This window comes from Lentibacillus kimchii, from assembly GCF_055381965.1.
Genome location: NZ_AP043934.1, coordinates 1,406,455 through 1,432,293, shown reverse-complemented (window position 1 = coordinate 1,432,293; position 25,839 = coordinate 1,406,455). Strand labels below are relative to the sequence as shown.

Below are 25,839 nucleotides of genomic sequence, written 5' to 3'. Positions count from 1 at the left end.
CCCCCCCATCCGCGAATTGCTATGCTAGCAGAGCTAACGTTCCGCGCCGGTGTAGCGGGCTTTGGTTATCTTAAGTTTTCAGGGGGGACTTTTATTTTTTAAATTTTTTATTTTTTATTTACAATAAATTGGATAAGTAGCTAATGGAATTAAAAATATTACTAATTGAATAAACAAAAATATTCCTACCATTTATACCTTCCTTTCCTTATTATATCTCTATACTCTGCACAACTTACACATAAGCTGCACAATAAATTATATGTATTTCACGATCTAACACTCTCGATATCAATAAAAACATCTCACAGATACATCTATGTAATCTATCTTACAAATCATATCGATACAAACTATATCAATCACCTATCATTAGTTGGTACTAAGTCACCATTATCATACTCTTTCATTTATGATATCCATCGTCCAATGCAAATGCTGTTATCATCATCGTTACTATAAGTAGTATAAAAATCATGACATATTGTCTCCATCCTTCTTAGATACTAAATCTCGCTGTAAATATATCTATACTCTCCATGATACTTATGTTCAGCTTCAACTCTATGTTGTCTTGCTTCTTCAAATGTTTTATAATATCCTAAGTGTATATGCTTACCATCAATAGTTATCCTTGCTACATAAGGTTTACTCAATGGTCTATCAGTTATCTTAGCAACACCATTACCTTGTCTGTTCCATGTGTTCTGTATATGTGTACACACTCTCATATTACTCTTTCTGTTGTCTGTCTTGTCTAGATTAATATGGTCTACTTCCATATACCCTGGAGGATTCATTATCATTCTATGTAGATACTTAGTTGTTTGATTGATTTTTGTTAAGATATATCCTTTATCATGTAGTAACCACTTGTACCTACTAATCATTGGTACATCTTCTTTATCGACTTTAACTGTTTCAACAATTTCTATACCTTGTCTTATGATTAGTTCTGAATATTCTTCATGTTCAACTATTTCATTCGGATCATTGTCAGTTCTGAAGTTATATCCATATTTCCTGTACTGATCATAATGTCTTCTACATCTTTTATTGTAGTAACCATTTCCGCTGTTATGTCTACTATTATTACACCACTCAACTATACATTCTTTATTACTTTCTACCATATATTCATCTCTCCTTAGATATTAAGTCACCATTTTCATCAAAAGTAAGTCCTTCTCTCACTACATCTTCTGTTTTAAAATGTTCTTGGTTGTGGCATGTAATATCTAATAGCTCTAAATTATCCCAGTTAAGACTTACATCAGGATCATTAATATTCTCAGGTGTCAGATATATTTTATGGTGAACGATTTGACCCTCACTTAATATTCCATTCTGATAACAACGTTCACATAACCAATACTGTGACTCTGCATATGCATCTCTTGTCTTGCGCCAAACACGAGAATTGTAAAAGCTCTTAGCATAATCATGTGCCATCTACATCACTAACCTCTATCAATATTAATCTGTTCAACAGTTTGCTTTACCTTTTCAGTTAAATCATTTTCTGCTAAATACCTAGCCAATGGCTCACCAGTAACTGTAAACTCTAAAACAAACTTACTTGTATTATCACCTGATACTTCATCGACATTTGTTAAGTAATCTTCTAATTTGATTTCACTCATTTATATCTCTCCCTTTAAATTGATTAGTTATTATGTTAAATTTGAAATGACTATTTACCATTAACTATACGACTTAGACTACGCCTACTAATACCAACTGCAAATGCTACTTGATTTATAAATACACTTGCTTTACCATTATAGATGTGATAGGCTTGTAGTATCTCTTGTTTTTCAGGTTTGGTTAGACGTTTGTTACCACCCATCTTTTGTCTAACATATGTATCATATTGTTGCTTACGAGTTACTAACTCTAAGTTATCTATGGTATTATTAGATTTGTCGTGATCAATATGGTTTACCTCTAGATCGTATGGAATCCACGACTTAGGTTGAACGTTGTAGTAAGCTGCCATTACTACTTCGTGTAAGCCTATGGTTCTCATTTGACCATCATTATCTCTTAAACCTACTAATACATATCCAGTTTGCTTAGTTGGATTAGCAATTAGATATTTACCTGATGTTTTGTTCCATACTCGACCATTTACAATATCTACTAAGTAGTTACTGTAATTTTCTAACTCTCTAAATTTACTATCCTTATTTATCACAAAACTTAAATAACTTTTATCTTTAACTTCCATTCCTTTCATTTGAATCTCTCCTTTTATTTTTTTAACTAAAGTATACTTTCCTGATTTGTACACTTTTTGCGTCATTCTTCCATATAAACTTAAAGCATTTTCTTAATTAAAAAGCCCGCCCAGATATGGACAGGCTAATCAAAATATACTTTAGTGGGTTAAAGGAAGAGATAAAACCCAAAAAATGTACAAACTATTATCATTTATACATTGACTTTCAATATCAACTATGTAATAATAATTATGTATGTACATTTCCTTTTAAAAACAATTTTAAATATCTCTTATGATTCGAATATATATAGGAGGAATCATATAGGGAGAAGACAGTTGACACCTTGCTTGTAAATAGAGCTACCTGCCCTCTCCCCTAAAGGCATATTATCTTTTAACAACTTTTAATGTCTTAATATTCCTATAAATAAAGTGAAAATTTAACTTTATTCGACAAAATTTGTACCACCTTTACTTAACTTACCTTCTTATTACGATTCTTGCTGCGTTTTTTGCCTTGACACTTAGGACATCTAACCTGCATTTTTGTCTTCATCCGATATGTAGACTTACAATCCTCACAACTACCTGCATTATTTTCTATATTGTTATTTATGTTATGTACAATCTGATCCCCAAAACATTCCCATAATGTTGTTTTGTTTTTAGTCTGTTTGCTATATAAATATTGTACTAATACATCAGTTACATATTCCTGATCACCAAACTTGAGCAACTCATCTTTAATAACTTGATGGACATATGGACTGTTACCATGATCATCATCACTGTTATTACTTAACATCCATTTTTTATTTTGGTTTAACCTTTTATACTCTTTAATTAACTCGTCATTCTGATTAACTTTTTTATTATACATCATCATGGCTGGATCTAACTCACCAACCTCTTTTTTAAAGTATATCTTTTTATCTGGAATAATGTCATACAGGCGATTAACAGGACTGTTATTACTTGCTACTACTTTATGTTCTTCTTTGTCTTTAGCATATGTAAAGAAATATGGTAATTTTTGATTCTCATGATTTTTAATACGTTCGTTAATCCGATCTGGTCTCTTAGTACGTACAAGGGTTTTTGCATAATCAATCTCGAAATTATTTTCAAATGACAACCATTTTATAGCATCAACATCAACATTATTACTATTCCATATCTTACTGATGTTATTACTAATCACACCAATATTCGCCTGATATGCTTTAACTAAGCTATCATAGATATTATCCTTTGTTATGTATTGAGGTTGAGCTGTTGCCATCTCATAATGCAGCGGTACTGTATCTTGAGTATTACGTTCAGCTGCGTTTACGATAGTTTGATCTGCTACTACTAATAGTTGATCACCGTCCCAGTCAGCGGCTAACAACTGGCTAATCGGATCATGGATACTCGAATATATACCATTTGTAATAAACCATTTACTCAACTCATCACCTTTTACATTGTTACGTACAGCATGCTCACGATACAAATGTGGGCTACGTAGTACATCTAATTTATCTTCATCATAAAGATTCGTGAATACCTCACCATTTGCTAATAGTCCAGTAACATCTAATCCGAATAAATACTGACAAAATGCATATAGATCTGGATGAGCGTAGGTAAACTTACCTTCAATATCAAACTTACCTGATCTAGCTTCTTTAACTAATGATTTCTTCTTGTCCTTAACTACCTCTTTACTATATACATCATCTAATAGCTCTGGCAATTTATTTAAGGCTTGCTGATATGGTGTGTTAGCTTTATGAGCACCCATAATTTTTAGCATAGTATCTTTGCTACCCATATTTTTTATATCGTTTGCAGTATGCTTTGTGATATCTTTGAGTTCATCATCTGTAATATCTGTTAATGTTTGTAGCATTTGGTAGTTGAACCTTGCTGTACGACTTGTATCTTCAACATTCATCACAGCAGCTTGACATGACCACTTAGAAAATCTAGTTTGATAATCAGCCCAATTCTCATAATATTTATGTAACTTAAACTGGCTTTTAGTGAATACTACATCTACATCACGAATATCATGTTGATCTCCATAGATATCTGTAATAATGTATGTATTAGCTTTTTCTTGTGCAAATTGTTTGAACGGCATGGGTATCAATGAACCTTTAATAAATGGTAGACGTACCATCATTGCTTTATCAGATATATCGGGATTGATCATTCCTGCGCCATCTGTATGCTCTATATTTACATTCATGTTTTGTCTATTAATTGAATAATCATCCATGTCTATATGATCAAAATCACTATTTACGTTATATTCTAAGTCATCTACAACAACTGTACGGTTAATATCAAAATCAATCCATTCATTACTACTACTAGCTGTTAATGCTTTATAAGCTAAAAATTTATTTGTATTAATACCGCCTTTATCGTTAATTTCCTTCTCAGTCATTCCGCACATCAAAGCACCTTCATGCTTATTATAGACTGATTCCTTGATAAAAATGGATCTCTTATTACGTGTCTGACCTGCACTAGCACTGAAAAATATGTAATGCTCACCATTATAATAAAATCCATCATTAATTAAGTCTTGCAATATACCTTCAAAATACGTCTCAACTATAATCAAATCAGTAGTTAATTCATTTTCATTAATTTGCAATGTCCTAGTCAATACACTATCAAATAAACTAATAACAGCATTATCAGTCATAAAGCTATCATCTAACTCTCTGACGCTTGTATTTTTATCAATAGTATCTTTAATATATTGTTTTAGATATTGATTACGCTTATTTGCAAATTTAATACGATTATCTACATTTTCTAATTTTTTAAGATAATTGTTGTATCTGATTGTTTTCATTCTTCTATTATGTATAGATTGCTCCTTATTAGTATAGAAAGCATCCGTTGTTAGATTATAAATATGTACCTGACGATTAGCATCATTCATGTTAAACATTTAAATTCTCTCCCTTTGTTTTAATATATTTTGATTTAATTTAATTAATAATACTCGATTCTTTGTTTCTTTCTTAATCGACTGACACAAATGGTTTGTATTTGTGGAAGTTGGTTTTTGAAAGAAAGTATTATATAGTTAGGGTCTTAACCATCTAGTCTATTTTTCCACTGCGTTTCAAAATAAACTACCTTTGCCCGACCCTAAGACCCGACAAAAGTTTAAATAAATATGTAATTAATCTTTGGGGTCAATTTATGGAATGTTCTATATTATAGGGAGATTCCACTTTTTGACCCCAAAATTATAACGATTATTTTTGTATGCAATTTTATGCAATTTGTTATTAAGGGGTTACTGCATTTTTTTGCATACACTTTTAATATGTAATTTTACCAACTATCCAGTATGTAAATGATTTTGTCTTTCCATTTTCTCTTTTACTAGATCTTTTAGAACTTATTACATACGACATATCATTGTCTTTTAAATAACCATTTAATGTATTAATTCCTAGTGATCTTGCATTCAATCCATTAGATTTGAACGCTTCTTTGAGTTCATTTTGTTCACTTTTATATAATTGAACACCAACAATACTATCTAAATATATACTTAATGCTTGTCTATTTTGTTCATCCTCAACTACAACATAGGGGGCGTCAATAATTTTGTGTAAATGACCCTATCCCTTTTGAATTTAGTTAGCCAGTGTTTTAGTCGTTTAAAACTTGTTCCTCCAGCGATTCAAACATCTGCAGTAATTCAGGCTTTGCTTTTTTGAAGCCTCTGTGGCACCGCATACCGAACTTATGGTTATAATCTAAAAACTGGGTCACCAGGAAACGTTCCAGGGCATCTTCATTTGGAAATTGTTCTTTGCGTTTGACGTAGCGTTTGATTTCCTTGTTAAATCCTTCGATGAGGTTTGTTGTATAGATGCTGGATCGGATGGATGCCGGAAAATCATAAAACGTTAATAAGCGATCCTGTTTCATCACGGCATCGACAGCACGTGGATACGTCTTATGCCATTTATTCTGAAATTGTTCCAGGGCATTTAAAGCATCCTGGCGGCTTTCAGCCTCATAGACAGCCCTGAAATCATCCAGAATGACGGCACGATCTTTCACACGTACTTTGTTAGCGATGTTGCGGGAAACATGAACGCAGCACACCTGATGTTTAGCCTTGGGATAGACGCGATGCAGCGCATCCGTCATGCCGTTCAAGCCGTCCGAAATGAAAAGAAGGACGTGTTCAACACCGCGATCATATAAGCGCTGAACGAGCTCCTCCCACACCTCGGCGGATTCCGTTGGGGCGATGGTGAAGTCGAGCACTTCTTTGCCGCCATCTTCCGCAATGCCAATGGCGATATAGACCGATTCCTTTTCAACGCTTTGACGCCGGATTGGAATTTGCGTGGCATCCAGATAAATGCAGACATAACGCTGTTCCAGCGTTCGCTCATGAAAAGCCTTAACATCTTCTGACACAAGCTGTGTCAGGTTGGATACAGTTTGTTTGGAATAGTGCTGACCATACATTTTTTCGATCAAATCGGCGATTTCATCCGTTGTGATGCCCTTTTCGTACAGGTGGATGATAAACTGTTCCAGTGTGTCGTTGGAACGTTTATAGGGTGCCAGGGTTTGTTGCTGAAAGGCACCGTTGCGATCTCTGGGAATATGCAGCTCAAGGTTGCCGTATTCTGTCTTAAACGTACGGCCATAAAATCCGTTACGGGAATTACCAGAGTTAACGCCAGCCTGCTCATAAGGCTCATAGTCCAGAAAAGCTGTTAATTCGTGTTTTAAAAGCTGATTGATCGCTGTTTCCAAGTGATGGCGAAAAACTTCTTCAATATCCTGTTTTTGGGCTAGTGATTCAAGCAAATCTGTAGTAAGATTATAATGGACCCAAGATTTTAGACACGAAAAAAGGAGATGTTAAGGTAGGTATATGAAACGCAAAAGATATACACCAGAATTCAAATCACAAATCGTGTTGGAAATCTTGAAGGAAGAAAAACCAATGAGCCAAATTGCTTCGGAAAACGGAATCCATGTGAACCAACTTCATAAGTGGAAAACACAATTCCTGCAAGAAATGCCGAAGCTCTTTAACAAGCAGAATGAGGACCAGGAAAAAATGAAAGCCGACTATGAAGAAAAGCTTGAAAATCTCTATGCAGAAGTCGGAAAGTTAACCACGCAATTGTCGTGGATCAAAAAAAAATCTGGCATATACCACGACTAGACGGGAACGGATGGAGATGGTGGACTGGGTAGATCCGGAACTGCCTATCTCCCAGCAGGCTAAACTACTCGGAATCAATCGTTCAAGCCTTTACTATAAGCCTGTTCAACCGTCACCGGAAGAGGTTGCCATGAAACATTGGATTGATGAGATTTATACCAAATATCCGTATTTTGGTTCACGCAGGATTGCTGAAATACTAAAGAAAAAAGGAGTGAATATCAACCGTAAAAGAGTGCGGCGTCACATGCGTGAAATGGGTATACAAGCCATTTATCCGGGTCCTAATTTGAGTAAACGCAATCTACAGCACCGTATTTATCCATATCTGCTGAAAGGAGTGAATATTACTCGGCCCAACCAGGTTTGGAGCATTGATATTACATACATTCGCTTGCATAATAGCTGGATGTATCTAACGGCCATTATCGACTGGTATTCCCGTTACATTATCAGTTGGGAACTGGATCAGACGTTGGCAATTGACTTTGTCCTGGATGCCGTACAACACGCATTCACGCACGGTACACCTGAAATATTTAACAGTGATCAAGGCAGTCATTTTACCAGCCCAAAATACATTAATCTTTTAAAAGAGCATCCATCCGTACAAATTAGTATGGACTCAAGGGGGCGGGCATTGGATAATATCATGATTGAACGCTTTTGGAGAAGCCTTAAGTACGAAGAAGTCTATTTAAAGGACTATGGGTCACCAAGAGCGGCAAGAAGCAATATAAGGGATTATATGAACCTTTATAATCATGAACGGCCTCATCAATCATTAGATTATCAAACACCGGCATCTATTTATTTCGGGTAGCCCGTACCGTTATCCTTTCCATCTTGGGCAATTATCTTTCCTGTGCCAGAACCTGTCAAGGGAAAATACGCCCTTGACAGAACCTGACACAAGAAAGAGCTAGTTAGTAAGATGGGAAAGGGAAAACAATGATAACTCACCCCCCACCTTATTTTTATAAAATATGTGTCTTGACAATGGGGTCCACCTTAGATGGCTCATAGGGAAGACCTCCTGTGGGTGTGTTTTGGCTAACTCTATTCTACAGGAAAGGGTCTTCCTTTTTCTATGACCATTATTGAGTCATTGCGATTTACACAAACTATTTTACGCTCTCACAACATAATCACCAGTACGATCTAACACTGTACTTATATAATAGTTATATCCATATTCCATCATTTCAGATAGTTCTTCTCTATCTAATTTATTTTTGAAATAATTAAGCTTATGTATCTTATGTACTGGTGCATTAGCTTGTTCATCCCATTCTGTGTAGATCATTGTTCCATCGATGTCATCTCTGTAAAATCTATCTAGATAAGCATGATCACCGTTGAAATCCAATATATCCATTTTGTTTTTTGCATTTTCAACATTTCTTCTATAACTTTCAATTGACTTTTTGTTTCTTGATTTTATGTAAACGTCTATGTAATCTTGATCATCGGTAAATCTTTTACGACCAAGACATTGAATAATGTTAGATGCGCTAACAACGTCAATTACTACTTTATGCAGCTCAGGATCTTCAATGTTTATACCAGTATCAATAACCCTGGTTGTGATAAGTATCAGATCATCGAATTTGTTATTATCAAGCATATCTTTTATTTTTTTCTTGTTTACGTATTTATAATATTTACTGGATTCTGAGCAATTGAACATTGTATGATTCGGATATTTTCTATGTAATTCGCAAGCTTTTTCTGCCGATTCAACAAAGAATATAGCTTTTTGATTGTTATTTATTGCTTTTTCAATGAAACCTTCTATCGTATTTTCTTTATAAAAGAATCTTAAATTTCTTATTTTGTCAAAGTTGAATGGTAAGCTATAATTTTTTGTATTTACATGATTTTCACTGAAATATCTAACTACGCTATCACCTGTTGCTGACATAAATATTTTAATGTTATTTGTGCTATTCATAATCTTGTCAAATGATAAATCAATCCATTTATTAAAATCATCATTTAAGAAATAATGAAACTCGTCACAAACAATATAATCATATTTTGATAGATCATAATCTATATCGTGTACAATTGATTGTTCCAGTTTTTGATATGTATCAATGTCAATATTAGTTTTACCTTCTATGTCTTTTTTGAAGTTATTGATTATCTGCTTACGACTAACCAACATTAATATGTTTTTGTCATTATTTTTTGCATAATCGTATAAGTCATTTTTAATAAAATAACTTTTACCTGCACCTGTACCTGCCTTAATTGTGATAATATCTCCATTATTCCAACTTTTAATTTCATTATTTGTTATTACGTGAGCGAATTTCATAATTCATAGCCCTTGCGGCGCAAGGACTTAAAAACGTAAAAAAGGAAGTACCTCCCCAAATCTTGTATAATGGTAGTTGAACTAAAACATCCATAGAGATTGGAGGAATACTTCCTATGACTATTATACGACAACCAAGCTTATTTAGCATCCAAGAACTTTATGACATGGAACCTACCCAAAAGTATGAGGCGATCATTTCCGCCGTTGATTTGGATGCCATTTATCACGACATGGCTAAAAAATCCCGTTTGGGCGCGCCTGAAGAGCTGAATGTTGCAGCGATGATTATTTCCGTTTTCATTCGGTATGTTGAACGCATCCCAACCATAAAAGACCTGAAAAAACGCTTAGATGATGATATTGCCTTCAAATTGAATTGTGGATTTCTGGTTTCAGACAAGATTCCTTCGGAAGCTTCCTATTCCCGCCTTTTAACCAAGCTGAGCGAGTCAGATGCATTGGAAAAGGCCCAGGAAAAAGTTGTTCTTCAAGCCATTGCCGAAGGCTTTATCGCTGATGATACAGTCGCCATCGATGCGACTCATTTCGAAGCACGTGATCAGGCCCCGCCTAAAGAAGAAAAGGCAAAGCCGGAACCGAAAAAACGCGGCCGTAAATCCAGGGAAGAGCGTGACCAATGGCTCCAGGAACAAGCTGAGAAAGAAGCGAATCTGCCTCTTTATGACAGGAAAATCGAAGCTCAACTGGATGCATCTTTAACAGAACTTCGAGACGGTGTTCCCCGGGATCCCCAATGGGGGATCAAGAAAAACAGCGAAGGCAAAAATACATTCTGGTTTGGCTATAAAGGACATCTGGCTGTCGGCACATCAAGTCAATACATTTTACAGGCCCTTTTCTCATCAGGAAATCTAAATGATGGAAAAGCCGCAATTCCTTTATTGAAGGGGATGAATGAACGCTTGCCTCTTTCAAACTTGCGTTATCAGACGATGGATGCGGGTTATGATTTTGAACCGATTTACACGCAGGTCTATCGAATGGGCCAGCAATCTATCATTGCCTATAATAAACGCAATGAATCGGAACCCATAGGGTTTGATAAATATTTTGCCCCAACATGTTTCCGTGAACATTCGTACCGTTATGAAAGTTACGATGCCAAACATGAAACCCTGAAGTACACAAACCCAAAGGAATGCAAAGACTGCCCTTTAGCCCATGAAGACATATGCCAGAAAGTATTCAAGATGAAAATCACTAAAGACCTCAGGCGATACACAGCCCCGGCACGGGGCTCTAAAGCTTGGAACACCATCTACAAGCGCCGATCAGCCGTTGAACGTGTCAATGCCTATTTAAAGGAATTCTTTCAGCTCAACAATGTTCGCCATCGTTCAGGGAAACGCGCTCAGATCCATTTTGATATCGTTACGTTGATGTATAATGCATCGAAATTAGCCGCAGACCGCATTGATGCCGCGTTAAAGCAGCAGCAGGCTGCTTAGAGGAATTTTAAAAAAATACACATTAGAAATTCTGCAGGTCTTTGCGTTTTTAATAAGAGCAATTATGAAATTGATTCACGTCTGATACTTTTTCCATTTTTTATACCACCTTTTGTTTAATTTATTTGAGTTTAATTTATTGTTTAATTATTCTGCTTCCATTAATTTATAATCTTTAACGTGCTTTAATACTTCGTCTGTATTCGGAAAATAATATACATTTTTATCTGGTATATCCCGATTAGGACACATTTTAAGCAGCTTACATCCTTTAAACATAAGATAACCTGCCATTCTTTGACTGAATACCACATAGTCTCTTTCGTCAATTTGTTTATTCATTCGATTACCTCCATTTTTTATTAAAATATCTTCTACTATTTAGTATACTCAAAATCAATGTTTTATTTCAGGGTGATACTATAATTTTTTAAATATCTTTATAATTATCTATGTAGTCTTTATATTTTTGTATTGTTGATTGTTTAGGATCTCTTACACCAGTTTCATAGCGAGATAATGTAGCATGACTTATACCAATCACATCTGCAATTTGAGTCAATTTAATACCTTTTTCTCGTCTAAGTATGTTATATAATTGTCTATCTTTTATCATTTTTTATCCTCCCTTTTGTAAATATGTGCTAAAAAAATATCCCTTCCAATTACGTATCAATTTACGCGACCTAAATGCCCTGTACATGGGTATGTTTATTAAAATAGTGTGTCATCACAATTGGTATTTGAACATTTTTTAACATGTTAAAGTATCTGCTTTTCCACTAAACGACCAGTACGTTTTTTAAAAGATACCTGTATGAGTGTTTTAAAAGTATATTAAAAATCGTCTGCATTAAAATTTGAATCCATTTTGATAACTTTATCATGTTAAAGTATGATCTTCTCCACTAGGAGACCAAAAAATGAGGCTTAAAAACCGTCAATTCAGTAAAAATTTTTTAAGGGCGTCTCTTCACAGTTAGTTATCGAACATTATACTTTAATATACTAAAGCATCTGCTTCTCCATTAGCGTAGTTTCAGATGGCATTTAAATACCTATGTACAGGTGACGTTATCATTAGTACCGTTGGCTCAAAAGTCCAAATTGGACGATTTTTAACATCTTTAATATTTAATTTTTTATATAAATTTGCTCCCCACCACTAGCAAATAGTTTTATGGCATCAAAACTCCTGTATATAAATAAGTTTTATTTTATTGCGTTACAACAAAAGATCTATTTTGACCCCTTCTCCACTAGAGGACTTTCAGATCGAACCTGAACTCCTATGTATGTTGAAGTTATATATAAGCTGTATGTGAAAGCGTAAAGCGTGTATTCTTGACAGTATCAAATTTACTTTAAATTAGAATAAAATCTAGGAGTTATTAGGGGTTATAACCTTCACCACTGCGGTGAGCGTTGTCATGACTACTTTTTCCCAAATCGAGGAAAAAGTTTTACTCAAAAATAAGTAATGCTGCACTCACCATTTAGATGAGTGCAGCATTGCTTAGTGATATGATATTACCTTGATGTCATCTTCCAATATAATTTCTTCATTATCATTTAAATATGGATTAGGTGACATCCTATTTGTTACAGCTAAGTACATACTTACATATGGATCATCGGTCTCTAATTCTTCTACAACTGTAATTTCCTCACCAATTAGATCAGCATATTCACCTTCTGCTGTATCTTTAATTACCTTTACTTGATTAGGTAATTGTTCCATTTTAATACCTTCTTTCTTTATATTATAATAGTAGTTAGAGAGCGTAAAATAGTTTGTGTAAATCGCAATGACTCAATAATGGTCATAGAAAAAGGAAGACCCTTTCCTGTAGAATAGAGTTAGCCAAAACACACCCACAGGAGGTCTTCCCTATGAGCCATCTTACTACAGATTTGCTTGAATCACTAGCCCAAAAACAGGATATTGAAGAAGTTTTTCGCCATCACTTGGAAACAGCGATCAATCAGCTTTTAAAACACGAATTAACAGCTTTTCTGGACTATGAGCCTTATGAGCAGGCTGGCGTTAACTCTGGTAATTCCCGTAACGGATTTTATGGCCGTACGTTTAAGACAGAATACGGCAACCTTGAGCTGCATATTCCCAGAGATCGCAACGGTGCCTTTCAGCAACAAACCCTGGCACCCTATAAACGTTCCAACGACACACTGGAACAGTTTATCATCCACCTGTACGAAAAGGGCATCACAACGGATGAAATCGCCGATTTGATCGAAAAAATGTATGGTCAGCACTATTCCAAACAAACTGTATCCAACCTGACACAGCTTGTGTCAGAAGATGTTAAGGCTTTTCATGAGCGAACGCTGGAACAGCGTTATGTCTGCATTTATCTGGATGCCACGCAAATTCCAATCCGGCGTCAAAGCGTTGAAAAGGAATCGGTCTATATCGCCATTGGCATTGCGGAAGATGGCGGCAAAGAAGTGCTCGACTTCACCATCGCCCCAACGGAATCCGCCGAGGTGTGGGAGGAGCTCGTTCAGCGCTTATATGATCGCGGTGTTGAACACGTCCTTCTTTTCATTTCGGACGGCTTGAACGGCATGACGGATGCGCTGCATCGTGTCTATCCCAAGGCTAAACATCAGGTGTGCTGCGTTCATGTTTCCCGCAACATCGCTAACAAAGTACGTGTGAAAGATCGTGCCGTCATTCTGGATGATTTCAGGGCTGTCTATGAGGCTGAAAGCCGCCAGGATGCTTTAAATGCCCTGGAACAATTTCAAAACAAATGGCATAAGACGTATCCACGTGCTGTCGATGCCGTGATGAAACAGGATCGCTTATTAACGTTTTATGATTTTCCGGCATCCATCCGATCCAGCATCTATACAACAAACCTCATCGAAGGATTTAACAAGGAAATCAAACGCTACGTCAAACGCAAAGAACAATTTCCAAATGAAGATGCCCTGGAACGTTTCCTGGTGACCCAGTTTTTAGATTATAACCATAAGTTCGGTATGCGGTGCCACAGAGGCTTCAAAAAAGCAAAGCCTGAATTACTGCAGATGTTTGAATCGCTGGAGGAACAAGTTTAAACGACTAAAACACTGGCTAACTAAATTCAAAAGGGATAGGGTCATTTACACAAAATTATTGACGCCCCCAGTAGTTATAGTAGTAATAATAATAAATAGTAATATACCATAAAACCATACATAATCAGATACTGGTATATGTTCGTCTTCATCAGCAATAAAGTAGTTGTTAAGTGCCCTGATTACTTTAATATGATTACCTCCCTTATGTATAACTATTTAAGTTTAACTAGTTTCGTTACATTGATAATTATATATCGCTATTCGTTAAACGTCAATAGATATATCTATATTCGTTAAACTTTTTCTGTTATAATTATTTTAGGAGGGATATAAATATGAAGAAAATTAAATGTACTTTAAGTAACACGCTATCTGAATTACATATAACCAAAAATAAATTAGCTGTTGAATCAAAAGTAAGACCTAATACAATTACTGATATCGCCAATAACAAAGCACAAGCTGTCAATTTTGATACGCTGGTTAAGATTCTTGCTGCACTTGAGATAATTGCCAATGATAATAATATCAATCGTGATTTTAATGTCACTGATGTATTTATTTATGTAGACGAATGACTATACATTAAAATGATGGAAAGTAGGGATATGTTACAAGACTTATCTATATAAAAATAGCCACACTGTTTTATGTGTGGCTTGTATAACTTATGCAGCTTAGTCTATATCAGGAAATAAATCATCAATTTGTATGTCTAAGGCTTTTGCTATTTTAAATATGGCATTTTGTTCTGGAGCGTTTGTTCCACTTTCATATGAAGATATCGTATTATGTTTAACACCGATTAAATTACCTAGTTCTTTTTGTGTTACGTTCTTCTTCTTTCTCTCTTGTTTTATTCTTTTACCTATAGCTTCATTCATTTCTTTATTATCCATTTAGATTTATCTCCTGTATTATTTAAGAAGAGCCTTAATACCAATAGTATCAAGGCTCTCATCACAGTTAATGACCTACACTGCTTGTTTTTGTTGGCTGTTATTATTTTTAATAAATAATCCCATGATGCCACCAATACCTAACAAGACAACTGAGACAATGTAGAACATAGATACACTTACGACTCCCCAAACTGCCGATATTAGCATCAGAATGCTACCAACTTTAGGCTTCCCTTTTACTAAGGCAGAACCAACAATACCAAGTATAGAAGCAAATAAAGCTGATATTCCTAATCCGATCATTGAGCCTGATCCTTCTGCCTCAAATGCTGAACCGACACCACCAATGAACATAGCTAGGAATGAAGCTATAATACCAATAATTCCACCAATCAGTCCTAGCGTAAATGAAGTTGTTTTCATAATAACCCCCTTAGTCATTATTCTCCTAAGTTAACTTTAATTTTATCCTCACTGAGCCAATCATCTTCTATTAATAGAGTTAAATCTCCGTTGTCATCATCTTCTGGTGCTTGAAAAACAACGGAACCTTCTACTTTACCGTCTGGAACCAGTTTACCAGAGTCTAACTGATTATCCTGATCAACCATACTCATACCTGAGTCTTTGATTTGACCTTTTGAATTTTTAAGTGAGTAATCAAATGGGTTATAAGAAACTTCATCGTCACTCTCATTCTCAATTTTAATGTTTACAATAGCAAAATCATTACCATCATCTGGGTCTTCAAATTCAGTACCGTTGGATCTTTCAACATTAGTTACAGTTGTAATTACACCATCTTTTTCGATGTTGTCACCAGCAGAGAACTCTTTTTGTTCCTCCTCTTCCCCATTATTATCATCACTGTCTTCCTGTTGTTCTGCATCGTTGTCTGAATCAACCTTTTTAGCTTCTGAATCATCCTCACCGCATGCAGATAATACAAGTGCTAGTAATCCAACTAAAAGTAAAACTATACTCTTTCTCACAAAATACTTCCCCCTTAAAATTAAATATATAAGGCACTCTGAAACTTCACATAATATGAAGTATACAAGGTACTTTTTGCATAATACACCATATTCATCCTTTTCGTCTAGTATATTATTCTGATAACCAATCATAATATATACCTGATATAGCCATCTCGCGCATATGTAATTGCTCACATGTACGCTTAAACGCACCATATAAATACCCTAAGTAATCACCCTTAATATTTCCATTTTTATACTTGTGTATCGTTTCTTTAAACGTTTTGATGTAATCATCGAGATTTGTAACAAGACTGTCTGTATAGCTCTTTGTTGCTAATGTGAGTCGTCTGTATATTGAATATATATCCTCAGCTTTATCAAAAAATGGAGATATGTCTTGAACTAGTTTTTGTGGTACATTACTAGATACGTAAGTATGGTCTAGGTGACGCTCATTACGTGCGTTTATATTATTAGTTTTATATAGATTGCTAGTTTCTTTTGATACGTCAATTGTCTCGTCATTTGATACATCTTTATCAATATAAGGGTTAAAGACATAGACATTATGCCCTTTTCGTCCATACTTAAATGTATGATACATAGTGATAATACCTGATTTTGTAGCCTTGTTTAGCATACGTTCAAACGTGGATCTGCTTATACCTATTCCATCATTATGTGTAGCTGATACAATCGTTTGTATTTTGGCATAGCAAACACCAGCATATTTAGCTGAGTATCGTACAAGTCTTTTAAATGCTACTGTTTGAGCTTTAGTAAATGGACTATCAATTAGCCATTTTTCTACGGCAGAGTTAAACTGTTTTAAATTATCAAATTGTGATAGCTGCTTAAATTGATTGATGTTTCCGCTTGTCAGCATAAGTATCCCCTTGAATCTTGATTTATAGGGATCTAACATGCTATAATAAACATGCTTATCCCCTGCTTTAGTCGGTAGTGGTAAGCTTTTTGCTCCAGATGGTGTAGTGACCTCTGGGGCTTTTATTATGTCAAAAATTGCTTAATGGACTTACAGACAATGCTTTCTTGAGTAACTCATCATTGCTCAATGACTCTAAATACCTTTGTGTCGTACTTATATCACTGTGACCCAGTAACCTAGACAAGCTGTAAATATCAATGGGATTGTCACCAGATATAGCCTGTACAGCATAGTAATGACGTAGTTTATGTGGATGTACATCGTTTACACCAGCTTTAGAAGCTACATGTTTAACTAATATGTGTAATGCTGTATGTGACATCATTTGTCCTTGATACGACAAAAAATAATACTCTTGAGTTTGTTTACTTTTAAAGTATTTACGTTTAAATCGTTCATATTTAAGCAAAATACGCTTTAACTCTGGCGATATAAATACCATACGATCTTTGTTACCTTTACCTGATACAAGTATGGCATTATCCTTAATACTGTTATTTTTTAATTGTCTAACCTCATGTGACCTCAATCCACAATCTGCCATAATTGCTATAATAGCTTTGTTACGTGTCTCCATATAACTGTTACCATTCGTTGCTTTTAGAAGGGATTTAACCTCACTCTGAGTTAACCCTTGTGACAACCTCTTAGGTAGTTTTGGTAATACAACTCCGTAAAATGGATTAGATGATATATACTCCTCTTGTACACACCAATTTAAAAATGCTTTAACTTGTTTTGCTGTTGATACAATGGATTGAGCTTGTAATTGTCGATCTTGTTGCTTATATCTAATATAGGCTTGCAGATCATGTTTTGTTATATCTTCTATGTTTTTTATACCTCGTTTATCTTTAACAAATTGTGAAAATTGCTTATATTCCTGTTGCTTATTTTTCATGGTCTTAGCTGTAAATTCTTTCGATAAGCAATAGTAGTAATAATCCTCAATAGCATCAGCTAATAGCATTAAAAAAACACCCTCTCTGGTTTAGCTTCCCCAGACAAGAGTGTTCTCGTGTAAGATTAACCAAATATGATATTGATGCATTTAGAATCTTAATCAAAGCCCGTCATATGACAATCCTGTATAAATAAGTCCGATTATTTACCTTGCTGCTGATTGTTCATTTGACGCATCATCTGATTAATTTTCTTCTTGGATGGTTTTTGTCCCATCTGCATCATAAGTGTACGCAGCATTTGCTCATTAATCGGCGGGTTCTTCTTTAAGTAATTCATCATATATTTTCTGGCAATAAAAAATCCGAGCGCAAGGCCGGCTAATAAGGCAACAATGCCAATTAAAACAACCCATATGACGTTCATTAAAGCTTTCCTCCTTCATGTAGCACTCCTTATACAGTATAGTAAATCAAAAATAAGAATACAATACTTGTTCATGCTTGTCCTTATTCTGCGCCAGCGTAACTGGTGCAATCCAACCAGAATTATAAACGTTGTCTCCTGCGACAAAAAAATAAGGGTGAAACAATCGTAAAACCGGGAAAAACAAGTCTTCGGCAGCATGAACGATGTCACCCCAAAAGTTTATATGTTTTTCCCCGATATGTAAAGAAATAGAGTGTCTGTTATTGTAGATTTTCACGGTATTATAGCCTCTGGCCATGTGTATATGAGACGGCAGAAATCGATTAATATGTGATAAAACAGACGTTTCGGCAAGTTCTATCGTTATAAAATCAAATTGACGGGCAAATACATCATATTTCTCACCTTGTTCATAACTTTTTAAAAATCGATATAATACATCACTCCTGAAGTAAAAGAAATGAGCAAATTCTTCCTTAATTGCGTAAATGGTATATTGATTCAACAGAAGCCCTCCTTCTTTTACATCCTATTATACCGATTACCTTTTAAAAGGTTGTCACACTGCGCCGTAAATGCAGACTAATTTTGTCAAAACAAAAGAAAAGGTGACGCTTCTGTGTTGGAAGTGTCACCTTTTCACATTTATTCAGATTTAATTCAATAAATCGACGACACGATTGACGACATTGTTAACATGGAAGCCATATTCTTCAACAACCTTGCCGCCCTGTGCTGATGCGCCAAATTGTGAAATAGCCATAACATCGCCTTCGTCACCTGTGTATCTTTCCCAGCCAAATGGAGAGGCCATCTCAATTGCAAGCCGTTTCTTAACATCAGGTGGAAGCACCTCTTGCTTATAGGCTTTATCCTGTTCATTGAACCGGTCCCATGATGGCATACTGACAACGTTGACGCCAATACCCTTATCGAAAAGTGCTTCTTTAGCCTTAACCGCAAGCTGAACTTCTGAGCCTGATGCAAGCAGGAGTGCATCCGGTGCTGATTTATCTGTGCGGCTGACAACATAAGCACCCTTTTGGATACCTTCAGAAGCATTTTCCTTGGTACCCTCCAATACCGGCAATCCTTGTCTGGTTAGGACAAGTGCTGTCGGCTTGTCGTTTGTTTTCAGGGCAGTCCGCCAGGCTTCACGCACTTCATTTCCATCAGCTGGCCGGATCACGGAAAGACCAGGCATTGCTCTTAGTGATGGGAGCTGTTCAATCGGCTCGTGCGTCCGCCCGTCTTCACCAACAGCAATCGAATCATGCGTGAACACATATGTTACAGGGTTATTCATAATAGCTGACAGTCGTATGGCCGGTCGCATGTAATCACTAAAGACAAAGAAAGTGCCCGCATAAGGCTTAATTCCCCCATGTAACGCCATGCCATTAGCCGCAGCCGCCATGGCAAACTCACGAACACCAAACCAAATGTTTTTCCCTGCATAATGACTACTGGAAAAATCATCCTGACTTTTGATGGCTGTTTTATTGGAACCGGCCAAATCAGCGCTGCCGCCAAATAGATATGGAATCGCCGCAGATAGTTCATTCAGAACCTCGCCCGATGTTGCACGGGTTGCTTTTGCGTCATCTTCCACATCGTATACAGGAAGATTTTGCTCCCAATTATCCGGCAATTCACCATTAATAGCATGCTCTAACTCATCGGCTGCTTCCGGATATTTCGTACGGTAAGATGCAAATAAGTCATTCCAGTCCTGTTCTGCTTTTTCTCCAGGATCTGCAACTTTCTCCCGGAAATGCGCATAAACGTCATCCGGAACGTAAAAGTCATCATGTGTCCATCCGTATTGCTCTTTGGTCAATTGAACTTCTTCTTCACCCAGTGGTGCACCGTGCGAAGCAGCTGAGGCCGATTTATTAGGAGACCCGTAGCCAATAACAGTTTTTACTTCAATCAGAGTTGGCTGATCCTGATTCGCCTTGGCTTCCTGAATAGCTTTGCGGATTTCTTTCAAATCGTTTCCATCTTCAACATGAATGACCTGCCAGCCATATGCTTTAAATCTTTCTCCGGTATTATCTGAGAAAGCCCGGTTCAGATCACCATCAAGTGAAATATTGTTGGAATCATACAGAGCGACCAATTTACCAAGTTTCAAATGACCGGCAAGGGAAGCCGCTTCATGGGATATGCCTTCCATAAGGTCGCCGTCGCTCACAAGTGCATACGTATTATGATCAATAATTTCACTATCATCTTTGTTATAGGACGCTGCCAGATGCGCTTCAGCCATCGCCATGCCGACTGACATCGCAAGTCCTTGGCCAAGCGGTCCTGTCGTAGCCTCAACGCCATCTGTATGATGAACTTCCGGGTGTCCTGGTGTTTTTGAATCCCATTGACGGAAAGACTTCAAATCATCAATGGTGACATCATACCCTGACAGATGCAAAAGGCTGTATAGCAGCATTGAGCCATGCCCGGCTGACAAAACAAAACGGTCGCGGTTAAACCATGCCGAATGAGCCGGATTATGCGTCATAAACTCTGTCCATAATGCATAAGCCATTGGGGCAGCCCCCATCGGCAACCCGGGGTGGCCGGAACTGGCATTTTCAACCGCATCAATAGACAGTGTCCGGATTGTATTAATCGATAATTCTTCAATTGATTCAGACATATAGTCACACACCTTCCTCTGCTAGCATTCATATCCAATTTAATTCTATAACGAAAACGCAGATAGAACAAGTTATACTTGATAATGCTGACTATTCTTTTTTATTTTTCTTCTGCAGATCCCGAACCTTTTGCGGTGTGACATCATTTCCGGCAGGATCTCTTACCGACATAGACTTGAGTTCATTTTTAAAAGATTTCCGTACATTTTGCAGATATTCTTCACGCAGTTCTTTTTGTTCTTTTTTTTCACCGTCCGTCAGTCCGTCTTCTTTTGCTTTATGTGCTAATTCATTTATTCGATTCAATTTTTCTTTTTCAATCATTTGTAAACCTCCTGAATGACCTATAAAAAAGACAGGAATTGCATAGATTCCTATCTTTTTTATACTACATGTCCAGCATTTGTTATTCAAGTATTGTGATATTCCTGATACCTGCGGTGCACCGTCGCCTTCGAAACTGAATAGCCCAACCCGTTAAGTGTATCAGCAATGTCACGAAACGTCATATTATTTTGCCTCAGACGAACAACTTCTTGAATCGGGAACGACTTGCGGGTCTTCCCGGGAGCCAGATCACGATTGCTTAAATTCTTCTCCGGATTAAAGCCACCATCCACTGCCCGTTTCATCCCGCGCTTAATTTTCGTATTATGAATCTGCCGCTGATATTCCTCAACAATACTCAGGATCTTCAGCACCATAGAATCTGACTCGGATAATTCAAGTTCGCCATTTTGCTGAACTGTATATATAGAGACACCCAGTTTTTGCAGCTGATGAAACAAAGCAATTTTAGAATTACCCCGCCCCAGCCGTGTTTCATCCTGTATCAGCAAGCTGTCAGCCTGATGATCTGAAAAATAGTCAAGCATGCGAAAGATGCCATCACGGTTAATATCATAGCCGCTTGCCTGTTCCTGTATACAATCTGCTATGATAAATTGATAGTTATCAGCTAGTTTAATAAGTTCTTCTTTTTGCCGGTGTAAGGACGTTTCCTGTGTTTTTTTATCTGTACTCACTCTGCAATAAATAACAGCTTTCAATCTACCGTCTCCCTGCTCTATGAACTTGTTACCATGGAAACATAGAGAAAAATCAATGACAAAGCAAATGCCGTTAAGTAGAATAAGTCCGTTTTCGTCAGCTTGTCAAACATTGTAACAACCTCCGCTAAATTAGAACTTTTGTTCGCACTGTCTACACTTATTATAGACGAACACACGATCCTGTCAAGCTTTTATTCGAACGAATGTTTGTCTCAGGGGGCATGTCCATGATATACTGATATCAATAAATACTATGTGCGAGGTGTTTAATAGATGACAAAACTGTCTAAACGACAGCAAGCTATCATAGACTATATTAAAGAGCAGGTAACTGAAAAAGGCTACCCGCCATCAGTACGGGAAATTGCAGAAGCTGTGGATCTTGCTTCCAGCTCAACCGTTCATGGCCACTTAGCGCGATTAGAAAGCAAGGGTTACATTAGGCGTGATCCTACAAAACCACGGGCAATTGAGGTTCTGGATCAGTCCGAAGAAAGCCATATACCACGAGAAGATCCCCGGTATGCACCGGTTATCGGTAAAGTAACAGCCGGTATCCCCATTACTGCAGTGGAAAATATCGAGGAATTTGTACCACTGCCCGGTTCATTAACAGGGGTTGACGATAACTTATTTGTTCTGGTCATTGAAGGAGAAAGTATGATTGAAGCAGGGATACTTGATGGGGACATGGTCATTGTCAAACAGCAAAATACTGCTCAGAACGGTGACATCGTCGTTGGGATGACAGATGAAGATGAGGCAACCGTTAAACGATTCTTTAAAGAAAAGGATCATATCCGTCTGCAGCCGGAAAATGCAACGATGGAGCCGCTCATTTATCAGAATGTGACCATCCTGGGCAAAGTGATGGGGTTATACCGGCATATAGATTAAAAAACAAGGCTTTCGTCAGCAATATGATGAAAGCCCTGTTTGGGATCGCACGAACACAACTTTCCATTAAGTGTCGTTTCATTATATATAATCAGTCAGTTCCTCTGACTACCTTTCCGCTTCCTTACCACGAGAGTACCTCTCAAAGATTCTATTTCTCTTAAATAAGACTCTATTGCTGAACCAGCTTACTGCTGCACTCAACTATTCATTGACATCAAGTTTTGTTCAAGCAGTTCATTCATCGCTGCCTCAAGCGCAATTTTCACATGGGCATATGTAAGTCCGCCCTGGACAAACGCCGTGTATGGTTCTCTGATTGGTCCATCTGCCGTTAATTCCAGGCTCGCACCTTGAATAAATGTGCCCGCTGCCATAATGACATCGTCTTCGTAGCCAGGCATACCGCTCGGATATGGTTTGACAAAAGCATCAACCGGTGAGTTTTTCTGGATAGCCTGACAAAAGGCGATCATTTTTTCCTCACTGTGCAATGTTACTGTCTGAATCAGATCTGTCCGGCGAGCGTCGAAACGCGGACTTGTCTGGAAGCCGGTCAATTCCAGAAATCTTGCTGTTAGAACAGCACCCTTTAATGCTTCACCTACCACATGCGGGGCAAGAAACAATCCTTGAAACATCTCCTGCAGCATATTAAAAGTAGCGCCTGTCTCTTTGCCAAGACCCGGTGCTGTCAAACGGTTGGCACACCGTTCTATAAGTTCCGTTTTGCCAACTATATAGCCACCGGCCCGAGCCAGTCCGCCGCCCGGATTTTTAATCAGAGATCCCGCGATGATTTCGGCTCCAGCCTGCAGTGGCTCATATGCTTCAACGAATTCACCATAACAATTATCAACAAAAACGATCGCGTGCTGATTAATTGATTTCACAAATTGAACCATTTCTTTTATATCATCGATGGTAAATGAAGGCCGGTCATCATAGCCTTTTGATCGTTGAATGCCGATAACTTTTGTGTTTTCAGACATTTGACTCCTTATATCGGAAAAGTTCACAGAACCGTCTTCCAGCAAATCACTCTGTTTATAAGTAACGCAGAAATCATGTAATGAACCACTGTTCTGATTATTGATGCCAATAACTGACTCAAGGGTATCATAGGGCTTCCCAGTGATGTACAGCAGTTCATCTCCTGGCCGCAAAAGTCCAAAAAGAGCTGTAGAAATAGCATGTGTGCCGGAGACGATCTGCGGTCTGACAAGGGCATCTTCACCTCCAAACACATCCGCATAAACAGCTTCTAATGTCTCACGGCCCAAATCATCATAGCCATAACCAATCGTCGATTGAAAATGACTGTCACTTACACGGTTCGCTTTAAATGCATCAAGTACTTTTTTTTGATTCTGTTCAACTAAGTCAGCTATTTTGGCGTGCTGTTCTGTACAATCCTTCTCTGCCTCGGTTATTAGATCTTTCAGCATGTCGCTTTATGACTCCTTTACTAAACGCTGCAGTTCATGATCAGGACGCATGTACCCATTTACAATGAAAGCATTTGCATCTTCCTGAAAAAATCGCTGCGTTACAATCGTCTCTGATTCAAGCCTGTACAATAATTTCCCCTGATCAGGGGGCACTTGGATGTTATACCAGTCCCAGTCCTGTTTTAAAAGTTCTTCTATCTTCTCAAGGATCCCGCTAACAGCACCGGATTCAAAAACGCTGACTAAGATACTGGGGTGACGCATCGGTATAAAATCCTCACTCAGCTTATCCAGCTTATTATAGACCATAAGCTGGGGGACTGTATCCGCACCAAGTTCCTGAAGCAGGTTGTCGACCGTTTTCTGCTGCTGCATAACATCATCGTTCGCCGCATCAGCAATATGCAGTATGAAATCAGCCTCCGTTACTTCTTCCAGCGTTGATCGGAAGGAAGCTACCAATGTTGTTGGCAAATCCTGAATAAAGCCAACTGTGTCCGTGACCAACGCCTGTAAGCCTGACGGAAGATGAATATGCCGTGTTAGCGGATCGAGTGTTGCAAACAACTGGTTCTCGACTTTTGTTTCTCCTTTGGTCAGTTGATTAAACAATGTTGATTTCCCTGCATTCGTATAGCCAACAATTCCAATTTGAAAAACGTCATTGGCCTTTCTGCGCTTCCGGTATTGTTCACGCTGCCGAACAACTTGCTTCAGCTGATGTCTGATATCGTCAATCCGCCGTCTGATGTGACGTTGATCAATTTCCAGCTTGGTCTCTCCGGGGCCGCGTGTGCCAATTCCCGCCCCTAAACGGGACATTTCCTCACCTTTACCACGGAGGCGCGGCAGCGTGTATTCCAGCTGGGCAAGCTCAACTTGCAGCTTGCCCTCTTTTGTGTGAGCACGCCGGGCAAATATATCTAAAATTAACTGACTGCGGTCAATCAATCGCACCCCGATCGCGTCATTTAGATTTCGCATTTGACTGGGTGAAAGCTCATCATTGGAAACAACCAGATCAATTTCCAGATCACGGACCAGCTCCCCTATTTCAGCCGCTTTACCTTCACCAATATAATAGGCAGGGTGGATACGCTGCCGGTTTTGGATAATCGTTCTTTCAACTGAGCCACCAGCCGTTTCAGATAACGATGCCAGCTCAGTCAGTGATGATTCAAATTGATTGTCATCAGCCCCGGGCATTTTTACAGCCAGGAGAAGTACCCGTTCTGTCATATCAAACCTTCTTCCTAATTTACGTATTAACGTTTTTCCCAAGTTTATCATAG

27 protein-coding genes are annotated in these 25,839 nt (G+C 37.5%); 5 read left to right on the top strand and 22 right to left on the bottom strand.

The genetic code is table 11. The features are described 5' to 3' along the window. Window positions 1-506: 506 nt before the first annotated feature. The 6 genes from ACZ444_RS07690 to ACZ444_RS07665 all read right to left on the bottom strand — a co-directional run bounded on the left by ACZ444_RS07690 (window position 507) and on the right by ACZ444_RS07665 (window position 7,075). On the bottom strand, window positions 507-1,133 hold the full coding sequence (locus tag ACZ444_RS07690) for an HNH endonuclease (protein WP_382361664.1): 627 nt from the start codon (window positions 1,131-1,133) through the stop codon (window positions 507-509). A gap of 4 nt (window positions 1,134-1,137) precedes the next feature. Then, complete coding sequence (locus tag ACZ444_RS07685) at window positions 1,138-1,452, bottom strand: HNH endonuclease (RefSeq protein ID WP_382361666.1); 315 nt, start codon at window positions 1,450-1,452, stop codon at window positions 1,138-1,140. 8 nt (window positions 1,453-1,460) lie between these two features. Continuing rightward, a complete protein-coding gene (locus ACZ444_RS07680) occupies window positions 1,461-1,643 on the bottom strand; it encodes a hypothetical protein (RefSeq protein ID WP_382361668.1) in 183 nt (60 codons plus the stop codon). A 50-nt stretch (window positions 1,644-1,693) separates the two neighbouring features. Then, entirely contained in the window at window positions 1,694-2,305 is a 612-nt protein-coding gene (locus ACZ444_RS07675; RefSeq protein ID WP_464433241.1) for an HNH endonuclease signature motif containing protein, read from the bottom strand. A gap of 394 nt (window positions 2,306-2,699) precedes the next feature. Then, window positions 2,700-5,177 (bottom strand): hypothetical protein, encoded by a 2,478-nt coding sequence (locus ACZ444_RS07670; RefSeq protein ID WP_382361674.1) that lies wholly within the window; start codon window positions 5,175-5,177, stop codon window positions 2,700-2,702. A 716-nt stretch (window positions 5,178-5,893) separates the two neighbouring features. Next, entirely contained in the window at window positions 5,894-7,075 is a 1,182-nt protein-coding gene (locus ACZ444_RS07665) for an IS256 family transposase (RefSeq protein WP_464433238.1), read from the bottom strand. 67 nt (window positions 7,076-7,142) lie between these two features. On the opposite strand from ACZ444_RS07665, the gene ACZ444_RS07660 reads away from it, so the two are divergent. After that, a protein-coding gene (locus ACZ444_RS07660) for an IS3 family transposase (RefSeq protein ID WP_138919703.1) occupies window positions 7,143-8,262 on the top strand; the annotation gives its coding sequence in 2 pieces (ribosomal slippage) (window positions 7,143-7,411 and window positions 7,410-8,262; 1,122 coding nt in all). A gap of 306 nt (window positions 8,263-8,568) precedes the next feature. Here ACZ444_RS07660 and ACZ444_RS07655 read toward each other — a convergent pair. Next, complete coding sequence (locus ACZ444_RS07655; protein ID WP_464433237.1) at window positions 8,569-9,762, bottom strand: DEAD/DEAH box helicase family protein; 1,194 nt, start codon at window positions 9,760-9,762, stop codon at window positions 8,569-8,571. Window positions 9,763-9,878: 116 nt separating this feature from the next. On the opposite strand from ACZ444_RS07655, the gene ACZ444_RS07650 reads away from it, so the two are divergent. Continuing rightward, window positions 9,879-11,234, top strand: a complete 1,356-nt coding sequence (locus ACZ444_RS07650; RefSeq protein WP_464433229.1) for an IS1182 family transposase — start codon at window positions 9,879-9,881, stop codon at window positions 11,232-11,234. A gap of 147 nt (window positions 11,235-11,381) precedes the next feature. On the opposite strand, the gene ACZ444_RS07645 is transcribed toward ACZ444_RS07650, so the two are convergent. The 3 genes from ACZ444_RS07645 to ACZ444_RS07635 all read right to left on the bottom strand — a co-directional run bounded on the left by ACZ444_RS07645 (window position 11,382) and on the right by ACZ444_RS07635 (window position 12,975). Further along, window positions 11,382-11,576: a DUF5659 domain-containing protein gene (locus tag ACZ444_RS07645; RefSeq protein WP_464433236.1), complete on the bottom strand. Its 195-nt coding sequence runs from the start codon at window positions 11,574-11,576 to the stop codon at window positions 11,382-11,384. 88 nt (window positions 11,577-11,664) lie between these two features. Continuing rightward, complete coding sequence (locus tag ACZ444_RS07640) at window positions 11,665-11,850, bottom strand: helix-turn-helix domain-containing protein (RefSeq protein WP_464433235.1); 186 nt, start codon at window positions 11,848-11,850, stop codon at window positions 11,665-11,667. Between the two features lie 900 nt (window positions 11,851-12,750). Then, a complete protein-coding gene (locus ACZ444_RS07635) occupies window positions 12,751-12,975 on the bottom strand; it encodes a hypothetical protein (protein WP_464433234.1) in 225 nt (74 codons plus the stop codon). A gap of 152 nt (window positions 12,976-13,127) precedes the next feature. On the opposite strand from ACZ444_RS07635, the gene ACZ444_RS07630 reads away from it, so the two are divergent. Together ACZ444_RS07630 and ACZ444_RS07625 are read left to right on the top strand one after the other, a co-directional pair. Further along, window positions 13,128-14,321 carry an IS256 family transposase gene (locus ACZ444_RS07630; protein WP_464433219.1) on the top strand — a complete coding sequence of 398 codons (1,194 nt, stop codon included), beginning with the start codon at window positions 13,128-13,130 and terminating at the stop codon, window positions 14,319-14,321. 338 nt (window positions 14,322-14,659) lie between these two features. Further along, window positions 14,660-14,902 carry a helix-turn-helix domain-containing protein gene (locus tag ACZ444_RS07625; protein ID WP_382357357.1) on the top strand — a complete coding sequence of 81 codons (243 nt, stop codon included), beginning with the start codon at window positions 14,660-14,662 and terminating at the stop codon, window positions 14,900-14,902. 99 nt (window positions 14,903-15,001) lie between these two features. On the opposite strand, the gene ACZ444_RS07620 is transcribed toward ACZ444_RS07625, so the two are convergent. The 10 genes from ACZ444_RS07620 to ACZ444_RS07575 all read right to left on the bottom strand — a co-directional run bounded on the left by ACZ444_RS07620 (window position 15,002) and on the right by ACZ444_RS07575 (window position 22,196). Then, the gene (locus tag ACZ444_RS07620) at window positions 15,002-15,223 is read right to left on the bottom strand and encodes a helix-turn-helix domain-containing protein (RefSeq protein ID WP_382357356.1); all 222 of its coding nucleotides are present in this window, start codon (window positions 15,221-15,223) and stop codon (window positions 15,002-15,004) included. 75 nt (window positions 15,224-15,298) lie between these two features. Next, on the bottom strand, window positions 15,299-15,649 hold the full coding sequence (locus ACZ444_RS07615) for a DUF4064 domain-containing protein (protein ID WP_382357355.1): 351 nt from the start codon (window positions 15,647-15,649) through the stop codon (window positions 15,299-15,301). 17 nt (window positions 15,650-15,666) lie between these two features. Then, window positions 15,667-16,218, bottom strand: a complete 552-nt coding sequence (locus ACZ444_RS07610) for a DUF4352 domain-containing protein (RefSeq protein ID WP_382357354.1) — start codon at window positions 16,216-16,218, stop codon at window positions 15,667-15,669. Window positions 16,219-16,333: 115 nt separating this feature from the next. Further along, a complete protein-coding gene (locus ACZ444_RS07605) occupies window positions 16,334-17,092 on the bottom strand; it encodes a hypothetical protein (RefSeq protein WP_382357353.1) in 759 nt (252 codons plus the stop codon). Window positions 17,093-17,222: 130 nt separating this feature from the next. Then, window positions 17,223-18,125: a tyrosine-type recombinase/integrase gene (locus ACZ444_RS07600; RefSeq protein WP_382357352.1), complete on the bottom strand. Its 903-nt coding sequence runs from the start codon at window positions 18,123-18,125 to the stop codon at window positions 17,223-17,225. A 134-nt stretch (window positions 18,126-18,259) separates the two neighbouring features. Then, complete coding sequence (locus tag ACZ444_RS07595; RefSeq protein WP_382357351.1) at window positions 18,260-18,484, bottom strand: YneF family protein; 225 nt, start codon at window positions 18,482-18,484, stop codon at window positions 18,260-18,262. Window positions 18,485-18,530: 46 nt separating this feature from the next. Further along, the gene (gene sirA / locus ACZ444_RS07590; RefSeq protein ID WP_382357350.1) at window positions 18,531-18,992 is read right to left on the bottom strand and encodes a sporulation inhibitor of replication protein SirA; all 462 of its coding nucleotides are present in this window, start codon (window positions 18,990-18,992) and stop codon (window positions 18,531-18,533) included. Between the two features lie 150 nt (window positions 18,993-19,142). Then, window positions 19,143-21,146: a transketolase gene (gene tkt, locus ACZ444_RS07585; protein ID WP_382357349.1), complete on the bottom strand. Its 2,004-nt coding sequence runs from the start codon at window positions 21,144-21,146 to the stop codon at window positions 19,143-19,145. 91 nt (window positions 21,147-21,237) lie between these two features. Continuing rightward, window positions 21,238-21,471 carry a DUF896 domain-containing protein gene (locus ACZ444_RS07580; RefSeq protein WP_382357348.1) on the bottom strand — a complete coding sequence of 78 codons (234 nt, stop codon included), beginning with the start codon at window positions 21,469-21,471 and terminating at the stop codon, window positions 21,238-21,240. Window positions 21,472-21,557: 86 nt separating this feature from the next. Continuing rightward, a complete protein-coding gene (locus tag ACZ444_RS07575) occupies window positions 21,558-22,196 on the bottom strand; it encodes a YneB family resolvase-like protein (RefSeq protein WP_382357347.1) in 639 nt (212 codons plus the stop codon). A gap of 276 nt (window positions 22,197-22,472) precedes the next feature. Between ACZ444_RS07575 and lexA the strand changes: the two genes are divergently transcribed. Next, window positions 22,473-23,096, top strand: coding sequence for a transcriptional repressor LexA (gene lexA, locus ACZ444_RS07570; protein ID WP_382357346.1), 624 nt, complete (start codon window positions 22,473-22,475; stop codon window positions 23,094-23,096). A 200-nt stretch (window positions 23,097-23,296) separates the two neighbouring features. Here the strand turns inward: lexA and ACZ444_RS07565 are convergent, their stop codons facing one another. Together ACZ444_RS07565 and hflX are read right to left on the bottom strand one after the other, a co-directional pair. Continuing rightward, the gene (locus tag ACZ444_RS07565) at window positions 23,297-24,544 is read right to left on the bottom strand and encodes a methionine gamma-lyase family protein (protein ID WP_382357345.1); all 1,248 of its coding nucleotides are present in this window, start codon (window positions 24,542-24,544) and stop codon (window positions 23,297-23,299) included. Between the two features lie 6 nt (window positions 24,545-24,550). Continuing rightward, on the bottom strand, window positions 24,551-25,786 hold the full coding sequence (gene hflX, locus ACZ444_RS07560; protein WP_382357344.1) for a GTPase HflX: 1,236 nt from the start codon (window positions 25,784-25,786) through the stop codon (window positions 24,551-24,553). Window positions 25,787-25,839: the final 53 nt, after the last annotated feature.

Coding starts and splice junctions, on each gene's coding strand:
- tkt (WP_382357349.1), bottom strand. CDS start 21,146: ATGTCTGAATCAATTGAAGAATTATCGATTAATACAATCCGGACACTG.
- ACZ444_RS07685 (WP_382361666.1), bottom strand. CDS start 1,452: ATGGCACATGATTATGCTAAGAGCTTTTACAATTCTCGTGTTTGGCGC.
- ACZ444_RS07675 (WP_464433241.1), bottom strand. CDS start 2,305: ATGACGCAAAAAGTGTACAAATCAGGAAAGTATACTTTAGTTAAAAAA.
- ACZ444_RS07630 (WP_464433219.1), top strand. CDS start 13,128: ATGAGCCATCTTACTACAGATTTGCTTGAATCACTAGCCCAAAAACAG.
- ACZ444_RS07670 (WP_382361674.1), bottom strand. CDS start 5,177: ATGTTTAACATGAATGATGCTAATCGTCAGGTACATATTTATAATCTA.
- ACZ444_RS07635 (WP_464433234.1), bottom strand. CDS start 12,975: ATGGAACAATTACCTAATCAAGTAAAGGTAATTAAAGATACAGCAGAA.
- ACZ444_RS07565 (WP_382357345.1), bottom strand. CDS start 24,544: ATGCTGAAAGATCTAATAACCGAGGCAGAGAAGGATTGTACAGAACAG.
- ACZ444_RS07655 (WP_464433237.1), bottom strand. CDS start 9,762: ATGAAATTCGCTCACGTAATAACAAATAATGAAATTAAAAGTTGGAAT.
- ACZ444_RS07625 (WP_382357357.1), top strand. CDS start 14,660: ATGAAGAAAATTAAATGTACTTTAAGTAACACGCTATCTGAATTACAT.
- ACZ444_RS07650 (WP_464433229.1), top strand. CDS start 9,879: ATGACTATTATACGACAACCAAGCTTATTTAGCATCCAAGAACTTTAT.
- ACZ444_RS07595 (WP_382357351.1), bottom strand. CDS start 18,484: ATGAACGTCATATGGGTTGTTTTAATTGGCATTGTTGCCTTATTAGCC.
- ACZ444_RS07580 (WP_382357348.1), bottom strand. CDS start 21,471: ATGATTGAAAAAGAAAAATTGAATCGAATAAATGAATTAGCACATAAA.
- ACZ444_RS07605 (WP_382357353.1), bottom strand. CDS start 17,092: ATGCTGACAAGCGGAAACATCAATCAATTTAAGCAGCTATCACAATTT.
- lexA (WP_382357346.1), top strand. CDS start 22,473: ATGACAAAACTGTCTAAACGACAGCAAGCTATCATAGACTATATTAAA.
- ACZ444_RS07680 (WP_382361668.1), bottom strand. CDS start 1,643: ATGAGTGAAATCAAATTAGAAGATTACTTAACAAATGTCGATGAAGTA.
- ACZ444_RS07645 (WP_464433236.1), bottom strand. CDS start 11,576: ATGAATAAACAAATTGACGAAAGAGACTATGTGGTATTCAGTCAAAGA.
- hflX (WP_382357344.1), bottom strand. CDS start 25,786: ATGACAGAACGGGTACTTCTCCTGGCTGTAAAAATGCCCGGGGCTGAT.
- ACZ444_RS07620 (WP_382357356.1), bottom strand. CDS start 15,223: ATGGATAATAAAGAAATGAATGAAGCTATAGGTAAAAGAATAAAACAA.
- ACZ444_RS07600 (WP_382357352.1), bottom strand. CDS start 18,125: ATGCTATTAGCTGATGCTATTGAGGATTATTACTACTATTGCTTATCG.
- ACZ444_RS07690 (WP_382361664.1), bottom strand. CDS start 1,133: ATGGTAGAAAGTAATAAAGAATGTATAGTTGAGTGGTGTAATAATAGT.
- ACZ444_RS07640 (WP_464433235.1), bottom strand. CDS start 11,850: ATGATAAAAGATAGACAATTATATAACATACTTAGACGAGAAAAAGGT.
- ACZ444_RS07615 (WP_382357355.1), bottom strand. CDS start 15,649: ATGAAAACAACTTCATTTACGCTAGGACTGATTGGTGGAATTATTGGT.